The sequence below is a fragment of the Gracilimonas qinghaiensis genome, assembly GCF_046602855.1.
Taxonomy (GTDB): Bacteria; Bacteroidota; Rhodothermia; order Balneolales; family Balneolaceae; genus Gracilimonas.
Genome location: NZ_JBKINJ010000001.1, coordinates 547,311 through 562,636, shown reverse-complemented (window position 1 = coordinate 562,636; position 15,326 = coordinate 547,311). Strand labels below are relative to the sequence as shown.

Below are 15,326 nucleotides of genomic sequence, written 5' to 3'. Positions count from 1 at the left end.
ACCAATGCCTGAACCCACATCCCATAAATCAATAAACGAATTTGAACGCCTGCTGAATCTGGCGGAACTAGACGTTGATTACTCTACCATCAATGAAAAAATTGATGACCTTACCAAGCTAGCTGCTCACGTAACAGGGACTCCTATATCGCTTGTAAACTTATTGGAGGCAAATACTCAGTGGACGATCTCTAACTACGGTTTCGACCTGCATCAGATGCCACGGGAAAAAACGGTTTGTCAGTATACTATCCAGAAAAAGAATCCACTTGAAATAGAGGACCTGACTGAAGACATCAGATTCAATGATAAAGCCTATGTAGTTGAATCGCCTCAGATCCAATATTATTATGGCATCCCACTATCAAATGGCATGGGCGGCCGGGTTGGAGCTCTTTGTGTGATGGATACCAAGCCTAAGAACCTGACGGACACACAAAAAGAAATGCTAAATATCATTGCCGATCAGGTGGTGAACTGCATCCAAAATCACCACAAAATGAAGACGATGCAGGAAGCCATTGATAATCTTAAACTGGTGCAGCAAAAAATAACACACGATATACGTGGACCGATAGGTGGCATTATTGGTATAGCGGAGATCATGGAATCTGAGCTTGGCGATACTGACTTAGATGAATCACGTCATTTTCTGGAACTGATAAAAAGCGGTAGTGAATCTGTCCTAGAAATGGCAGACGACATTCTTTCTAATGATTTTAAGATCAGTGAAAATGCTGAAGAGTACCACTTCCAGACCAATTTGCAACAGTTGCGGTCAAAATTGCATGCATTGTATAAGCCACAGGCATTGTCAAAATCCATTGAGCTGAACATTACGACTTCAGGGGATGAGCTTGAACAATATTTTCCCAAGCATAAACTTATGCAGATCTTTGGAAACCTTATCACCAATGCCATTAAATTCACTCAGAAACACGGAAAAGTAGACATAAATCTTACCCTTGTTGAGACTGATGAAACTTTTCTAAAGTTCAAAATTACAGACAACGGTCAGGGCATGGATGCAGAAAAGATCAATGATATATTATCAGGCAATCCAAGTTCTACTGCAGGCACTAGAGACGAACGTGGCTTTGGCTATGGATTTCAGCTGGCTCGCCACTTGGTTGAATCTCTGAACGGTGATATGTTCATTGAATCAGAACCGGAAAAGGGTACTTCTGTAACCGTTCATATTCCCACGCTGCTTATTTAATTAATTAAGCTAAAAATATTTCCAGCGGAAATTTACTTTTTACTTATTATTTCCTGCACTTTTTCTTCTTCTTTTCTTATTAGTACCCTTTGTCTTACCAAAAGTGTTTGATGATCTTTTGTTGCTTTTATGCTTTCTGGGTGGGCGCTGTTTTTTAGTGTCAGAAGCAGCGGCGTCATGGTTCTCCAAAGGATATTTATGCTCCTCGATAACAGGAACTTTTTGCCCGATCAGTTTTTCTATATCCCTCAAATAGGCCTTTTCCTGTGCATCACAAAACGACAGTGCTGTTCCGTCTAACCCGGCTCTTCCGGTTCGGCCTATCCTATGCACATAGGTTTCCGGAACATTGGGTATTTCATAATTGATAACATACTGCAATTCATCCACATCTATGCCACGTGCCGCGATGTCAGTGGCGACCAGCACTCTTGTTACCTGATCTTTGAAATTACCAAGTGCCCGCTGCCGGGCCGTCTGAGATTTGTTTCCATGAATAGCTTCTGCCTGAATATTTTGGCTATTCAGCAGTTTCACTACTTTGTTGGCACCGTGTTTGGTCCGTGTAAAGACCAATGCCGATTTTGTGCCCGTTTCCTGTAACACATCTACCAGTAAATTCTTTTTATTTCCTTTGTCAACAAAGTAGATTCCTTGTTCAATCATATCTACGGTGGAGGATTCAGGCGTAACTTCTACTCTCACCGGATTCTTTAAAATCGACCTTGAAAGCTTTACGATCTCTGAAGGCATAGTGGCCGAGAAAAATAGTGTTTGCCGCTTATCTGGAAGGACCTTCAGTAACTTCCTAATATCATGTATGAAACCCATATCCAGCATACGGTCGGCCTCATCTAATACAAATATTTCAATATCTGAAAGAGAAATAAAGCCCTGATTCATTAGATCCAATAGTCGCCCCGGTGTGGCTGTAAGAATGTCTACGCCTCGCTTCAGCTTATTCACCTGCCCTTTTTGATTTACGCCTCCAAAGACAACAGCGGTGTCTAAATCAGTGTATCGGCCATAGTTCTGAAAACTTTCATCGATCTGAATGGCAAGTTCTCGGGTTGGAGTCACAATTAAGCTTCGGATTTTCCGATTTTGTCCACGGGATTTACCAGCACTCAGCAACTGCAAAATAGGAATGGCAAATGCGGCCGTTTTTCCTGTTCCGGTTTGTGCACATCCCAAAACATCGGTGCCTTTAAGAGCAATGGGAATGGCTTTAGATTGAATAGGCGTGGGCTGAGTGTATCCTTCTTCTTCCAAAGATCTAAGGATGGGTGTACTGAGGTCAAGTGATTTAAAAGACATATAGGGTATTAAATGAAAAAGCCCGGCTCCAAGCCGGGCTAAGAAAAGTGAATCTAAAGGTACGCAATTAATTGCTGAAGTATTTCAGGATGTGAGAACGCTTGTTATACCCAGTTAAAGAGAAATACAGCTTGAACTCATTTACCGCCCTTTCTTCATGATCTGATCTATCACCTTCATATTGGCAACAGCATCTCTTAAAGGAGTTGGAACCGGACCATCTTCTATGATAGCCTCTGAAAAAGCATCCCCCTGAAGCGTATAATGGTTTGCCTGAACTTTCTTTTTTTCAATCACAGAACCATCCTTGATCAATGATACGGTCACTTCTTTTTCCAATGGATTGAATGGAATTTCAAACTTAATGATACCCTCACTCCCATATATGGTCATATTCTGAATTGGATCAGACTGAGTTGAGCAGTAAAAAGAAACTGTACCTTCCGGAAACTCCATTAAAGCTGACGCATGGCGGTCAACGCCAAATTCAGGATCTATCTCGACTGAACTCAATATCTTTTCAGGTTCTGCTTCAAAAATATATCGGGCGGATGATATACAATAACTGCCAATATCCAATAACCCGCCACCTCCCATTTCAGGATGATTTCGAAAGTCATCAGGATCTGTGTTATGATAAGTAAAGGCCGATTGGATTGAGTTGATGTCTCCGATCATTCCAACACTGATCCATGATTTTACAATATCCCATTGCGGATGAAACCGATACATAAAAGCTTCCATGACCTTGATATGTGGATGTTTTTCTGAAATAGCCAATAGTTTTTCAGCCTCATTAGCGTTGAGTGCAATGGGCTTTTCACATAATACATGCTTACCGGCCTCAATTGCCTTTATCGTCCATGGAACGTGCTGATCGTTGGGTAAAGGATTATAGATCGCATCTATCTCATCATCATCAAGTAGCTCATCATAAGAACCATAGGCCTTTGACAAACCAAGCTTTTCTGCAGCCTCCTCCGCCCTTGCAAGTTTTCTTGAAGCGATGGCTGCCACCTCTGTTAATTCTCCCTTTTGCATGGCGGGTATCACATGCTCAACTCCGATATTGGCTGTACTTAGAACACCCCATTTTATTTTATCTGGCATAATGGCTTCATAAATTAAAAAGTTGATCTTTAAAATAACTGAACTCAGCTTGTAATAACAATAAAAACAGAATTTTTAAGGTTTATAAAACGTTAATTCAACAGCTTCACAAAAAATTCACATTAGCAACCGACCTTTGAAGCGATTAAAAGACTAGCGTATCTGAAAATAGAGGTCGGAATCGCTTTAACCCAAATAACTAATTCATCACTATGAGATACTTACTATCATTTTTAATGATCATTACACTTGCATTATCAACATCTGTAATGGCACAAGATGTGGTCGAGATCACCATTGAAGGTAACGACCAAATGAAATTCAACCTCGACGAGATCAAGGTTGAAGAAGGCCAAACCGTAAAATTAACCCTCAAGCATGTTGGGAAACTACCTAAAGCAGCTATGGGCCATAATTGGGTTCTGCTGAAACAAGGAACCAACATTCAGGAATTTGGTTCTGCTGCTGCTAAAGCCGCAGGCAACGATTACATCCCTGAAGGCACTGATGACGTGATTGTACACACCAAAATGCTTGGCGGCGGTGAAGAAACAACGATCGAGTTTACCGCACCGGCAAAGGGTACATACGATTTCATCTGTAGCTTCCCCGGACACTACGCTTTGATGCAAGGAAAATTTATTGTTGAATAGGAGTAGTTAGTTGCACATCTAAACTACTTATTTATACCCATAACCCCGGATATTTGACCATCTCCGGGGTTTTTTATTTTCAGGATATCTTTGAAACGGCTTCTTTTACCGGTTCATCCCCCTGCAACAGATCGAGACTTTTGTTATAAGTATTTTCAGCATCTAAAAGCTCCACGATCACGGCAGCCACATCATCACGTGTAATACTACGACCCTTCAGATCTTCAATTCTTTCGCTTAATTATACCCTTCCTGTTCCCTCTTCATTTGTCAAACGCCCTGGCATTAACACAGTATAATTCAACCCTGAGTTCCTCAGATATTCATCTGCATTTGACTTCGCTTCATAATAATGTTGCATGGAATCTGACCAGTTTTTTGGATCTCTGTTTGCCTTAAGAGCACTTACCATCACAAACCTATTCACCTCAGCATCAATGGCTTCATCGATCGCCTTTTTAGCACCTTCCTCGTCAATCACTTTTGTCTGTGATTTTGGGGTATCAGCACCTGAACCTGCGGTAAAAACTACTCCCTCAATATCTTTGAATGCATGACTGATGTCCTCTTCCAGATCTGCTAAAACTGTCGGTATTCCTTCTTTTTTAAATTTTTCCTGCTGTTTTTCCTTCCGTATCATAGCCACAGGATCATGCTCACTATCATTTAGTTGATGAGCCAGTCGTGTTCCAATTTGTCCATTTGCTCCTATTATCAGGATCTTCATATATGATTATTTTTTTGTTGTGATTCAACTCTATAAATTTATCTGAAGATCGCATCGTTTCAATTAATCAATTGATCCAGATCATATATTGTATCGGCTTTAATAAGATTATTTATACCTTACATCACAGTATTTAATTGTTATCTCAAATTTTGTCAAAATATAAACAGTTATGAAAAAAGCACTCATAGCAACAGGGGGCGGCGATTGCCCGGGGTTGAATGCCGTCATCCGGGCTATTGTAAAACGGGCCGAAGTGGCCGGAAACTGGGAAGTACACGGAAGTATTGAAGCTTTTAACGGGGCCTTGAGAGATCCAAGGGAGATCATGAAATTAAATGATGATAATGTAGGCGGGATCCATGCTAAGGGTGGCACCATTCTTAAGACCACGAACAAAGGCGGTCCTTTCAGTTGGCCGGTTCAAAAAGATGACGGCAGCTGGGATACGGTAGACCGATCTGATGACCTCGTTAAGTTTTTAAATGATGAAGGTTATGATGCGGTGATAAATATCGGCGGTGATGGCTCACAGAGGATCAGCCAGGCGCTGTTTGAGAAAGGCGTTAATATCATCGGAGTGCCTAAAACCATAGATAATGATCTCTCTTGCACCGATTACACCTTTGGATTTCAAACAGCAGTTGACATTGCCACCGATGCGGTTGATAAACTGGTCACCACTGCTGAAAGTCACCACAGACTTATGATCCTTGAAGTCATGGGACGGGGGGCCGGATGGATAGCTTTACATGCTGCAATAGCCGGCGGTGCCGAAGTCTGTCTGATCCCTGAGATACCATATGACGTCAACAAAGTAGTTGAGCGATTGAATAAACGGTATAATGAAGGTAAAGGATTTGCCATTATCGTTATTGCAGAGGGAGCAAAAGCCAAGGATGGAACAGTTGTTTCACGAAAAAGTGATGAGACCGGTTACAGTAATCCAAGGCTTGGCGGTATAGCCTACCAGCTATCTGAAGAACTGAAAAATGCCGGTTTTAAAAACGATATTCGTGAAATGGTTCTGGGTCATTTACAGCGTGGCGGTACCCCAATTGCCTTTGACAGAATTTTAGCCACTCAGTTTGGAGTTAAAGCAATGGAGATGGCTATGGAGGGTGATTTCGGTAAAATGGTCTCATTCCTCGACAACGAGATCACTTCTGTATCTCTAAAAACAGCCACGAAAGGACAAAATCTGGTGGATCCTGAAAGCTTCCTCGTTAATACTGCGAAAGGTGTAGGTATCAGCTTCGGGGATTAGCGTGGATGATTTGACTAATGCGATATACTGTTCTGTAATTGTCTAGCTAACTTCGAAGCCTTGGTGGTACTGACACACCATTAATCCCCTCCCGGGTGGCGAACTCCTTTAGTATTTCTGATGCTTTAAGGTACTTTTGACAACAAAAGTGAGTTGGTTGAACCCCTAATCTAATAACAACGTCTTCCTCTCTTGGAAAGATAATAAGGGTGAGTGTATGTCTTATTTGATAAGCAATTACGCTCCGACACAGAGCGTCAGAGCGAATTAAAAGTTAAGGAGCGGGGCAATTCAGTTCATTTAAACCAAATTAGTTCAATCTTCCTTCTTGAATGTTCCAACCGTTCTTATCCGATCCTGAACTTCAACTCATCGATGGTGGAAAGAATATCATCCCGATCCATATCCCGGTAGCGCTCAGGAAGCAATTCTTTGGAGGTACACTCAGTGACTGCACTTAAAGTTTGCAGCTCGATCTCTTCCGGATAGGTTGGTGGAAGGAAATCCTCCAATGCAAGATCAAGTATCTCTGGAGATACTTTCATATCTCCTGTAGCAGCAGCACGGAATTTAGCTCTCGTAAGAGCAGCCTCCATATCTGCCCCGGAAAAGGTTTTGTCTCCATTTTCGATGACTTTAGGTATATACTTCTCTGTCATTTTCAGCCCGGTCTTCTTTGCCATAGCTTCATATAACTCTACCCTTTCTTCTTTGGTATAGGGCGGAAATAATGCAAGGTGTTCTTCTGCTCTTCCCTGTCGTTTAAGGTCAACAGGCATCAGATCGGGTCTTGCTGTCATCAGGAACCACACAATTCGACCTCTGTTAGCTGTATCACTCATAAAGGTAGCGATCTGAGAGAATACACGGCTCGAAACGCCGCTGTCACCGCTTGCACTGCGGTCACCAAGGTAAGCATCCGCCTCATCGATCATAACGGCTACAGGGGCCATTGCCTTGAGCAGAGATAGGATCTTTTCGAGATTACCCTCTGTAACTCCCTGCCATTGGCTTCTGAAGTTTTTCAGCTTAACCATGGGTATACCCACTTCACTGGCAAAACAGGTTACCAAAAAGGTCTTTCCGGTTCCAACCGGGCCACACACCAGGTAACCCATCGGCATCACATCCTGCCGGCCCGCTTTGAGAGCCTGTACAGCTTGACGAAGATGTTTCTTAACATGAGTATGTCCAGCTACATTATCAAGCGAATAGGGAGTCTCCACAAATTCCAGAAGTCCATAAGCTTCCGCTTCAATGAGTTCTTTTTTCGATTCTGATAACCCTTCAAACGTGATATTTTCTTTGTTTTCCCTGGCATGTGAAATCACACTTCGGATATTCACAAAGTTTAAACCGGCTGTTTGCTGTGCTACGATATCGGGCTTCACAGTCGAAATATCTTCCCACTCATCATTTTCAGTTTCATACTTTATGAAATCTAGACGATCTTTATCGCCCGGCAGATTGATCCTGATATCACTGGTATAGGGATTTTGAACTATAGTTTTATTCAGGTCTGAGAGATTCTCTGTGATCAGAACAGTGGTAAAATCTGATGCCAGAAACATAGGATCATGTGCCCAGCGTGACAGGTATACCATGGAAGTCCGGTCTTCATTCCCGATGGATGCTGCATCACTCATAGGCACGATGGTTTCAGCATAATCAATGATCAACCCAACACTTTTCTTTTGTTCGAGGCGGAGGCGGAAATACTGCTCCAGCAGCGACATCACCCGTACAGGATCCTTTGGCATCTTTTTCGCAAAATCGGTTCCTACCAGGCTGTCTCTTCCGGCAATGGCCTGATTGAAATCAGCCTGTGATTCCTTGTCGCGAAAATAGATACCCGAAGCTCTGTCGTAAAAGATCACAAAATCGCGAGCCCCAAAGAATTCATCAGACAAAAAGGATTTAAGCCTGTTGAATTTCGTGCCATCATCCGTTTTTAGCGATACGAGATCGTGAACATTACCGTGAATGATAAACTGGTTGATGGTCCTGCTGAGATATTTTCTGGCAAATTCCTGTGACCATTTTGGATAGTGTTCGAACATGATGTGTTTTCCTTGTTTCCGACTAATTGTTAATTAACAAATAGCTATCAGACTTCAGCTCTCAGCTTTCAGTAATTTTGAATTTCTGAAAGCTAAAGTCTGACAGCTGAGAGCTTACTCTATTAATATGAGCTTCACCGTTTCAATGCGACTTGGAGTGGCTTTACTTATAATGAATTTATTCCCGTCTATAACCACTTCCTCATTCACCTTTGGTATGCGCCCTAAATGATTTATGACGTATCCTGCTACGGTATCGTATTCAGAAGGTTCCACCGGAAGATCAATATTTTCAAATTTCTCGCAAAGTTCGGCGATCTCAACGTTACCACTGACAACAAAACTATTGTCGGAAAGCTGCTTCATGATCTCATCTTCCACATCATATTCATCCTGTATATCCCCTACCACTTCCTCCAAAAGATCTTCAATGGTAACCATTCCGGCTGTTCCTCCATATTCATCCAATACAATGGCCACAGACATATTAGACTGCCTGAATTCTGTAAGCAAGTCGTTTGACTTCTTGCTTGAAGGTACCAGCTTTACCGGCCGGATGATCTCGTTCAGGCTTTTGGGTTCATGGAAGAAATCGTGGGTAAACACAACTCCTATCACATCATCGATCGAATCCTTATAAACAGGCAGTTTGGAATGGCCCGATTGGATAAACATATCCAATACATTTTCAATGGGGGTATCCTTTTCCACCGCCTCTATCTCAATACGTGGTATCATGGAATCTTTAACCCTCTTATTAGACAACTCGAGTACATTGTGAAGGATCTCGGAATCATCTTCATCAATATCATGACTCCCGCCGCTGTCTCGCAGCTCCTTGAAGATCATCTCCACATCCTGTCGGCGATAGTAATTTTCGGGAACCTCTGCATCTTTGACCAATAATCTGATCAGTACATTTGAGGAACCCCTCGAGATCTCGATCAGCGGCCTGAATAAATAGTAAGCTATACGGAGAGGCACAGAAATAGCTGTTATCATGTTGTCTGCCAATGCCCGGAATATTGCCTTGGGAAGGATCTCGCCAAAAAGCATGATCACAACCGCTGCCACTATGGTCTGAACCAAAAGTGTTTCAAGCTCAGTTGGCACAATGCCAAACCAGATATCACTGTATTTCTGTATCGGTTCAACCAGAAATATGGCCATAAAGGTAGCATATAGCACATTTACAATGTTGTTTCCAACTAAGGTAGTGGTAAGAAAGGTTTCCGGTTTTCGGGTAAAAAATTCAATGGAATTACCCAAAAAGTTATTTTTACGGGAGGCTACCTCTAGCTTCAGCTTATTGGCTGTAACAAAGGCGATCTCGGACCCGGAAAAAAATCCACTTAATATGATGGTTACGACGATCAGAAGAAATTCACTCATAGAATACCTCTGAAAGTGTAAATATATGTTTAAAAACCGTGTAACTACCCGATGGAGGTTCGTCTTTCATTCAAAAAAAGTTCGTTCTTATTTTCCGGAGAAATTAGGTTTCCTTTTTTCGAGGAATGCGCCGGTACCCTCTTTAAAATCAGCTGTGCCGCACAATTCTCCAAATAGTCGGGCTTCTGTTTCATAGCCATTTTCGGAATCGGCCCCTTTAACGGCCAGAATAGCATTTTTTATAGCTATAGGGCCTTGCTTTAAGATCTTACCGAGCATGGCTTTTGCTTCTTCAACAGGATTCGCATCTGCGATCTGATTCACAAGACCAACCTCAAAAGCCTCATCAGCTTTAACCTGTCGTCCGGTCATAATGTATTCCAAAGCTTTAGCACGGCCTACAAGGTTTGTAAGACGTTGCGTGCCACCATAACCGGGTATTAAACCAAGTGAAACCTCAGGCAAACCCAAAGCAGCATTTTCAGATGCGATCCGTAAATGGCAGGCCAATGCCAGTTCACATCCGCCACCAAGGGCATAACCGTTTACTGCAGCAATAACCGGTATCGTCAGATCCTCGATCTTTTGAAATATACGCTGTCCATTCTGCGAAACATTTTCTCCCGAAACAGGATCCAGCTTACTAAGCTCCTTGATATCTGCACCGGCTACAAATGCTTTTTCGCCTGCTCCCGTAATCACAAGTGCATTGATCTTGTAATTTTCATTGATCGCATCTACAGCAGCATCCAATTCATCCAGAACCTTATTATTTAGCGCGTTAAGTTTGTCGGGGCGATTTATGGTGAGCGTACAAATTCCGGATTCATCAACATCAAGAAGCAACGTTTCGTAAGACTGATCCATATTTATTCTTTAACTTTCTTTGCGGGTTTGATTTCGGTTTCTACTTCGTCAGAGAGTTCATCCAATATAGAATCAAAATCCATATCGTTTTCCCACTCATTATTGTACTCCGGTAAAATATCCTGATCTAAGTCATCAATCAATTGTGAAGTTTCCTCAACTTCAGTGAGCAGATTATCCAGCTGAAACCCTATTTCTTCAGGGTTACTCATGGTCATAGACTGCTCATAGATATATCTGACGGCATCTTCAATGGTTTCCAGATGGGTTTCACATACCAAATACTTTTCCTTGGCAACGCTGAATTTTTTAAGTCTCTTCTGCATGATGGCCACTCGGCGAGCTTTTGTGCGCTTCAGCTTCTCTGATTCCAGCGTCTTGATCTCCTCGATCTGTCGTTTCACTTCTTCCTTGAGATTGCTCTCCAGCGAAGTATTCAGATACACCTCATATCGTTTGATAAGATCCAGCAGGGTAAGATAGTTGCCCAACAGTTCATCTATCTTTTTGCCGATATTATCCAGCAAACCCTGAGAGCTGTAAGGCAGTTTCTCAAAGTTTTCCTGAACCAGCTTAGCCAAATGCTTCAGTACCAAAAACCTTTTTTGAGACTTGTTATTGAGCGATTGAAATAATTCTTTTTCATTATTAGCTGCGTGTCGCTCTTTGATCTTTTTAAGTTCCAGCTTTTTTCTGAAACGGGGCAGTTTGGGTACTATTCCCAGATACATCAGTTCAATACCGAAAACAGTCGTTAAAAGTATGCTTGAGACGTCACCAAATCCACTCATGAAAAATGCCGTAAGTGTAGACACCAACAACACTCCCAAATTAATGGGGTTCATGAATGCTTCTCGGGTGTAGTTGATATTTAACTCTTCGCTCATGGCTTCACATCCGGTGAATTATCTGTTTTATCGGTATCTGTGGTACTATCAGGTTTCTTAGTGCCTATGGTCTTTTCAGTTTTGATCTCGTCTGCCTGTTTTTCGATCTCATTATAAAGCATTCCCATTTCAGCCTTTACCTGTTTGAGGGTCTGTTTGGCGCGTTGCTTTTTCATTTCCTCATCAAGCTCTTCCTTCTTGATCTTACTTGCAGCTTCTGAGGATTCATCTTCAAGGCTGTCTAAAGCTACATCAAGCCGGGCTTCAACATGAGTGACCTTATCACGAACCTTGCCAAGGAATTCATCCATAGTTTCAAGCAGATTATCGGCATTCATCTTATGAACCGCATCTGAGATCCGGCCTTTTTGCTCGGCTTTCTTCAGGCGCTCTTTAGCCTCTTTAATACGCCGATAGTGGTCTTTGTATTCCTGTTTTAGGCGTTCGCGATCTTCTTCTCCTTTGGTACTCATGGCTATGTGATATTATGAGCCTGATTTTTCTTTGTTGCCAATGGTCTTAGAACTGTCTTTTTCTTTCGCCGGTTCTTCCTCGTCGATATTAATGGAACCGCTCTTCTCACCCATATCCATCTTAAATTGCTCAACGAGTGATTTTGCACGAAGCTTTTCAGCGTTAGCTTCAATTTCCATGGTTTCGGTATCAATGCTGTCCAGTGCGATCTCCATACGGGCTTCGTTTTTGGCAGATCGCTCATTCAAGCGGTTGATCATCTCATCGTGAGTCTGATCTATGCCGCCAACTTCAAATTGCTCTAAAGTATCGGCGATCTTGGCCTGCCATTCTGAGCGCTCACTGGCACGCAAGGCCTCTTTGGCTTCCTGAATTTTCCGGTCTTTTTCTTTCATAAACACCTTCTTCACCTTCAGCGCCTTTTCATAGGCACGCTCGGCAAATTCCAACTGCTCTTTGGTGTGCGTCAGACTTTCCTTAGCCTTTTCTAGCTGCAGGGCATATCCCTCAGCGATATCATCGCGATCGGCCTGAATGGCTGACCTTACTTTATTGGTAAGATCCTGAATTTGCTTTTCATTGCGATTCAGTTCTTTCTGAAGCATCAGAAGATTGGCTTTTACTGTTGCAATGTTATCATTCATTTGCGGGATCTGATCGTTCAACTCCCGGATATTTTGCTCCAGAATGAGTTTTGGATCCTCAATTGAGCTGATAAAGCCACCGAACATTGATTTTATAGCACGCATAAATCGTTGAAACATAATACTTTCCTTTATTTTTTAATGCCCTGTTAATCTACAAACTAAATTAACCGATTATTAGTGTATTTCAAGCAGTTAAAGCTCAAATGCCCTGCTGCCGTCCTTATCTATGGTATGACTGATCAAATTCACTGATTCGGGTTTAGTTTCAGCTATCGTTACCGCACCGATCAGTTGATCACTTGCAGCATCGATTGCTGATGACTTGTTCGTATAACCCACCATAATTGTTTCACCTTTCTCAACTTTGTCTCCTATTTTCTTTTTAAGTACTATTCCGGCCTGCGGATCCACGTCGTCTTCTTTCTTTTTTCGGCCGGCTCCCATTTCTACAGAAGCCATACCGATCTCATATGAATTCATTTCAGATAAGTAACCCGAACTGTCTGCTTTAATGACAAACTCGTACTGGGCCTGAGGATATTTTTTTGGAGATTCGATCATTTCTGTATCACCACCCTGTTCTTTAACAATATCAAGCCATTTCTGAAAAGCCTCTCCGTTTTCGATCTGTTGCTTACTGATCTCAATACCTTCCTTAACAGTTTTTGCTTTATCACCAAGGTAGATCATGGTCCCGGCAAGAAGATGCGTGATCTCCATGATATCATCAGGACCTTCTCCGTGCATCGCATCTATACATTCCTCTACCTCCAGCCAGTTACCGATCTTATAACCCAGCGGCTGATTCATATTGGTCACATACGCGATCGTTTCCTTTTCGAATTGCGTACCAATACCAACCAAAGCCTCACCAAGTTTGATGGCGTCTTTCGTGGTTTTCATAAAAGCGCCGGAACCGGCTTTCACATCCAGAACCAAAGCGTCAATACCTTCTGCAAGCTTTTTACTCATGATACTACCGGCTATCAACGGAATGGATTCTACCGTAGCCGTAACATCACGAAGAGCATAAAGTCGTTTGTCAGCCGGAGCAATTTCGGCAGTCTGACCGGCAAGTACCAAGTCGTGCTTGTTTATGATCTCCTTATATCGCGGAAGGTCCATATCAACTGTAAAACCCGGAATGGATTCCAGTTTATCGAGTGTGCCTCCGGTGTGACCAAGCCCCCTGCCTGATATCATGGGAACCGGAATTCCCACTGATGCGACGATCGGTGCTAAAATGAGAGAAAGCTTATCGCCCACGCCACCGGTGGAGTGCTTATCTACTTTTTTACCGGAAACATCCGATAGATCCACGATCTCTCCGGAATGAAGCATAGCTTTTGTCAGAGCTGCCGATTCCTCATCATTCAGTCCATTCAGAAAACAAGCCATCAGAAAAGCACTTACCTGATAATCCGGTATTTCATCGGCCGTATATTGATCGATAAGATACTTGATCTCATCGTTAAGGAGAGTTTCCCCGTCCCGTTTTTTGCGTATGATCGAAACTATATTATATTTTGATTCCATTGTCTAAGTATAGGCTTTCAAACACTTTTTTTCTCACTCAAATCAGATTTTTTGATACACGTAGCAGCCGATCAAAATCTTTATAAAATAAAAGAACTTATCTCATCAAATGTGCACCTACATTTGTACGATCCTTCTAAGGGAATTCCCGATCTTACCGGCACTGATGCCCTTTTGGTTCGCACGGTTACTCATTTAAATGCGGAGACGCTCCCGCACATTCCATCCTGCCTGAAATTCGTAGGTACCGGCTCTTCCGGAACCGATCATCTGGATAACGAATATCTTGAATCTGAGGGGATCGAACTATCCAGCGCAAATGGTTGTAATGCTCGTTCGGTTGCTGAGTATGTAATGACTGCCCTTCTGCTTTGGAGAGAGAAATTTCAGCCGGGAACAAAATTTGGGAAAGTCGGCGTGATCGGTGTCGGCAAAGCCGGAAGTGCAGTGACCGACCTGCTTTCTGATTTCGATATTGAATATGTGACCTATGACCCTCCAAGAGAAAAACGAGACACGGATTTTACCTCAGCAACCATGGAAGAAGTTTTGAGCTGCGATATCCTGACTTTCCATGTTCCGTTGACCCGAAAAGGTGATTACCCTACCTATCATTGGCTTGATAATGATAAACTTAAAGACCGGAATTATAAACTGATCATCAACGCCTCGCGTGGCGGGGTGGTGGATGAACAAGCCCTATTGAAGGCTCACAAACAAGGAACAATAGAAAATTACGTACTTGATGTATGGGAAGGTGAGCCTGACTTCAAAATTAAGGTTGCACGTCAGGCTTTCATAGCTACGCCCCATATCGCAGGATATTCGGAGCAGGCTAAGATCAATGCCACAAAAATGATCTGCGATGATATGGCTGATCATTTTGATCTTTCCCGTTCAACTCCTGAGCTTAAGAATATATCCAAAGCGGAGGACCTGGCTCACATACAATATGACCTGACCAAACTGATCACTCGTCTCCATCCCATAATGGGTTATGATGCGGCTTTACGGGATCTGATCGGCCGACCTGATAAAGTCTTTTTATTCCGAAATTTGCGAAATGAATGGCCTTACAGGTTTGAATATTCCTACCTGAAGATCAGAAAAGAGCTATTGGACGAGTTTCCCGAATTAAGGAAATTGGGAATCACATCCTCAATATAAATA

Annotated in this window: 14 protein-coding genes; 4 read left to right on the top strand and 10 right to left on the bottom strand. The window is 42.5% G+C overall.

Features of this window, described 5'->3' with window-relative positions; translation table 11 throughout:
- The first annotated feature begins 4 nt into the window (after positions 1-4).
- Positions 5-1,219, top strand: coding sequence for a GAF domain-containing sensor histidine kinase (locus tag ACKGJO_RS02560; protein WP_411321828.1), 1,215 nt, complete (start codon positions 5-7; stop codon positions 1,217-1,219).
- Positions 1,220-1,258: 39 nt separating this feature from the next.
- Here ACKGJO_RS02560 and ACKGJO_RS02555 read toward each other — a convergent pair whose 3' ends face one another.
- Positions 1,259-2,536: a DEAD/DEAH box helicase gene (locus tag ACKGJO_RS02555; protein WP_411321827.1), complete on the bottom strand. Its 1,278-nt coding sequence runs from the start codon at positions 2,534-2,536 to the stop codon at positions 1,259-1,261.
- A gap of 141 nt (positions 2,537-2,677) precedes the next feature.
- Positions 2,678-3,646, bottom strand: coding sequence for a Gfo/Idh/MocA family protein (locus ACKGJO_RS02550; protein WP_411321826.1), 969 nt, complete (start codon positions 3,644-3,646; stop codon positions 2,678-2,680).
- A 236-nt stretch (positions 3,647-3,882) separates the two neighbouring features.
- Between ACKGJO_RS02550 and azu the strand changes: the two genes are divergently transcribed.
- Complete coding sequence (azu, locus tag ACKGJO_RS02545) at positions 3,883-4,299, top strand: azurin (RefSeq protein ID WP_411323268.1); 417 nt, start codon at positions 3,883-3,885, stop codon at positions 4,297-4,299.
- A gap of 241 nt (positions 4,300-4,540) precedes the next feature.
- Here azu and ACKGJO_RS02540 read toward each other — a convergent pair whose 3' ends face one another.
- The gene (locus ACKGJO_RS02540) at positions 4,541-5,026 is read right to left on the bottom strand and encodes an NAD(P)H-binding protein (RefSeq protein WP_411321825.1); all 486 of its coding nucleotides are present in this window, start codon (positions 5,024-5,026) and stop codon (positions 4,541-4,543) included.
- Between the two features lie 172 nt (positions 5,027-5,198).
- On the opposite strand from ACKGJO_RS02540, the gene ACKGJO_RS02535 reads away from it, so the two are divergent.
- Positions 5,199-6,293, top strand: a complete 1,095-nt coding sequence (locus ACKGJO_RS02535) for a 6-phosphofructokinase (RefSeq protein ID WP_411321824.1) — start codon at positions 5,199-5,201, stop codon at positions 6,291-6,293.
- A gap of 347 nt (positions 6,294-6,640) precedes the next feature.
- Here ACKGJO_RS02535 and ACKGJO_RS02530 read toward each other — a convergent pair whose 3' ends face one another.
- The 7 genes from ACKGJO_RS02530 to ACKGJO_RS02500 all read right to left on the bottom strand — a co-directional run bounded on the left by ACKGJO_RS02530 (position 6,641) and on the right by ACKGJO_RS02500 (position 14,156).
- On the bottom strand, positions 6,641-8,353 hold the full coding sequence (locus tag ACKGJO_RS02530) for an ATP-binding protein (protein ID WP_411321823.1): 1,713 nt from the start codon (positions 8,351-8,353) through the stop codon (positions 6,641-6,643).
- 114 nt (positions 8,354-8,467) lie between these two features.
- Positions 8,468-9,745: a hemolysin family protein gene (locus tag ACKGJO_RS02525; RefSeq protein ID WP_411321822.1), complete on the bottom strand. Its 1,278-nt coding sequence runs from the start codon at positions 9,743-9,745 to the stop codon at positions 8,468-8,470.
- A gap of 87 nt (positions 9,746-9,832) precedes the next feature.
- Entirely contained in the window at positions 9,833-10,612 is a 780-nt protein-coding gene (locus ACKGJO_RS02520; protein WP_411321821.1) for an enoyl-CoA hydratase/isomerase family protein, read from the bottom strand.
- Positions 10,613-10,614: 2 nt separating this feature from the next.
- Positions 10,615-11,499 carry a hypothetical protein gene (locus ACKGJO_RS02515; RefSeq protein WP_411321820.1) on the bottom strand — a complete coding sequence of 295 codons (885 nt, stop codon included), beginning with the start codon at positions 11,497-11,499 and terminating at the stop codon, positions 10,615-10,617.
- Positions 11,496-11,972 carry a hypothetical protein gene (locus tag ACKGJO_RS02510; protein ID WP_411321819.1) on the bottom strand — a complete coding sequence of 159 codons (477 nt, stop codon included), beginning with the start codon at positions 11,970-11,972 and terminating at the stop codon, positions 11,496-11,498. The genes ACKGJO_RS02515 and ACKGJO_RS02510 overlap by 4 nt, the downstream gene beginning before the upstream one ends.
- 12 nt (positions 11,973-11,984) lie before the next feature.
- On the bottom strand, positions 11,985-12,737 hold the full coding sequence (locus tag ACKGJO_RS02505; protein ID WP_411321818.1) for a PspA/IM30 family protein: 753 nt from the start codon (positions 12,735-12,737) through the stop codon (positions 11,985-11,987).
- 75 nt (positions 12,738-12,812) lie between these two features.
- The gene (locus ACKGJO_RS02500) at positions 12,813-14,156 is read right to left on the bottom strand and encodes a thymidine phosphorylase (RefSeq protein WP_411321817.1); all 1,344 of its coding nucleotides are present in this window, start codon (positions 14,154-14,156) and stop codon (positions 12,813-12,815) included.
- A gap of 51 nt (positions 14,157-14,207) precedes the next feature.
- Between ACKGJO_RS02500 and ACKGJO_RS02495 the strand changes: the two genes are divergently transcribed.
- Entirely contained in the window at positions 14,208-15,323 is a 1,116-nt protein-coding gene (locus tag ACKGJO_RS02495; protein WP_411321816.1) for a 4-phosphoerythronate dehydrogenase, read from the top strand.
- Positions 15,324-15,326 lie beyond the last annotated feature (3 nt).

Coding starts and splice junctions, on each gene's coding strand:
- ACKGJO_RS02560 (WP_411321828.1), top strand. CDS start 5: ATGCCTGAACCCACATCCCATAAATCAATAAACGAATTTGAACGCCTG.
- ACKGJO_RS02555 (WP_411321827.1), bottom strand. CDS start 2,536: ATGTCTTTTAAATCACTTGACCTCAGTACACCCATCCTTAGATCTTTG.
- ACKGJO_RS02550 (WP_411321826.1), bottom strand. CDS start 3,646: ATGCCAGATAAAATAAAATGGGGTGTTCTAAGTACAGCCAATATCGGA.
- azu (WP_411323268.1), top strand. CDS start 3,883: ATGATCATTACACTTGCATTATCAACATCTGTAATGGCACAAGATGTG.
- ACKGJO_RS02540 (WP_411321825.1), bottom strand. CDS start 5,026: ATGAAGATCCTGATAATAGGAGCAAATGGACAAATTGGAACACGACTG.
- ACKGJO_RS02535 (WP_411321824.1), top strand. CDS start 5,199: ATGAAAAAAGCACTCATAGCAACAGGGGGCGGCGATTGCCCGGGGTTG.
- ACKGJO_RS02530 (WP_411321823.1), bottom strand. CDS start 8,353: ATGTTCGAACACTATCCAAAATGGTCACAGGAATTTGCCAGAAAATAT.
- ACKGJO_RS02525 (WP_411321822.1), bottom strand. CDS start 9,745: ATGAGTGAATTTCTTCTGATCGTCGTAACCATCATATTAAGTGGATTT.
- ACKGJO_RS02520 (WP_411321821.1), bottom strand. CDS start 10,612: ATGGATCAGTCTTACGAAACGTTGCTTCTTGATGTTGATGAATCCGGA.
- ACKGJO_RS02515 (WP_411321820.1), bottom strand. CDS start 11,499: ATGAGCGAAGAGTTAAATATCAACTACACCCGAGAAGCATTCATGAAC.
- ACKGJO_RS02510 (WP_411321819.1), bottom strand. CDS start 11,972: ATGAGTACCAAAGGAGAAGAAGATCGCGAACGCCTAAAACAGGAATAC.
- ACKGJO_RS02505 (WP_411321818.1), bottom strand. CDS start 12,737: ATGTTTCAACGATTTATGCGTGCTATAAAATCAATGTTCGGTGGCTTT.
- ACKGJO_RS02500 (WP_411321817.1), bottom strand. CDS start 14,156: ATGGAATCAAAATATAATATAGTTTCGATCATACGCAAAAAACGGGAC.